The organism is Vibrio sp. L5-1, assembly GCF_021728315.1.
Taxonomy (GTDB): domain Bacteria; phylum Pseudomonadota; class Gammaproteobacteria; order Enterobacterales; family Vibrionaceae; genus Vibrio; species Vibrio splendidus_K.
In genome coordinates, this window is record NZ_JAKKCQ010000026.1 from 1 (window position 1) to 1,476 (window position 1,476).

1 rRNA gene (only partly in view) is annotated in these 1,476 nt (G+C 50.4%); it reads left to right on the top strand.

What is annotated here, in order from left to right:
* Nucleotides 1-17 precede the first annotated feature (17 nt).
* Nucleotides 18-1,476: ribosomal RNA gene (locus tag L3V35_RS25325) — 23S ribosomal RNA — on the top strand; it runs 1,499 nt beyond the window's last position.

A 1,476-nucleotide genomic window follows, 5' to 3' on the forward strand; every position in this document is an offset into this window, starting at 1 on the left:
ACCCTTTCGGGTTGTATGGTTAAGTGACTAAGCGTACACGGTGGATGCCTTGGCAGTCAGAGGCGATGAAAGGCGTAATAACTTGCGATAAGCCCAGATTAGGTAGTAATAACCTTTTGAGTCTGGGATTCCTGAATGGGGAAACCCACTTGCATAAGCAAGTATCCTGTTGTGAATACATAGCAACAGGAGGCAAACCGGGGGAACTGAAACATCTAAGTACCCCGAGGAAGAGAAATCAACCGAGATTCCGAAAGTAGCGGCGAGCGAAATTGGATTAGCCCTTAAGCTTTTAATGATGCAGGTGAAGAGTCTGGAAAGTCTCGCAATAAAGGGTGATAGCCCCGTAACCGACACATCATAATCAGTGAAAACGAGTAGGGCGGGACACGTGATATCCTGTCTGAATATGGGGGGACCATCCTCCAAGGCTAAATACTACTGACTGACCGATAGTGAACCAGTACCGTGAGGGAAAGGCGAAAAGAACCCCTGTGAGGGGAGTGAAATAGAACCTGAAACCGTGTACGTACAAGCAGTAGGAGCACCTTCGTGGTGTGACTGCGTACCTTTTGTATAATGGGTCAGCGACTTAATTTTAGTAGCAAGGTTAACCGTTTAGGGGAGCCGTAGGGAAACCGAGTCTTAACTGGGCGTACAGTTGCTAGGATTAGACCCGAAACCAGGTGATCTAGCCATGGGCAGGTTGAAGGTTGAGTAACATCAACTGGAGGACCGAACCGACTAATGTTGAAAAATTAGCGGATGACTTGTGGCTAGGGGTGAAAGGCCAATCAAACCTGGAGATAGCTGGTTCTCCCCGAAAGCTATTTAGGTAGCGCCTCGGACGAATACTACTGGGGGTAGAGCACTGTTAAGGCTAGGGGGTCATCCCGACTTACCAACCCTTTGCAAACTCCGAATACCAGTAAGTACTATCCGGGAGACACACGGCGGGTGCTAACGTCCGTCGTGGAGAGGGAAACAACCCAGACCGCCAGCTAAGGTCCCAAAGTATAGCTAAGTGGGAAACGATGTGGGAAGGCTCAGACAGCCAGGATGTTGGCTTAGAAGCAGCCATCATTTAAAGAAAGCGTAATAGCTCACTGGTCGAGTCGGCCTGCGCGGAAGATGTAACGGGGCTAAGCTATACACCGAAGCTGCGGCTACGTACCTTAGGGTATGTGGGGTAGGGGAGCGTTCTGTAAGCCGTTGAAGGTGTGCTGTAAGGCATGCTGGAGGTATCAGAAGTGCGAATGCTGACATGAGTAACGATAAAGGGAGTGAAAAACTCCCTCGCCGGAAGACCAAGGGTTCCTGTCCAACGTTAATCGGGGCAGGGTAAGTCGACTCCTAAGGCGAGGCCGAAAGGCGTAGTCGATGGGAAACGGGTTAATATTCCCGTACTTCTTACAATTGCGATGGGGGGACGGAGAAGGCTAGGTGGGCCTGGCGACGGTTGTCCAGGTTCAAGTA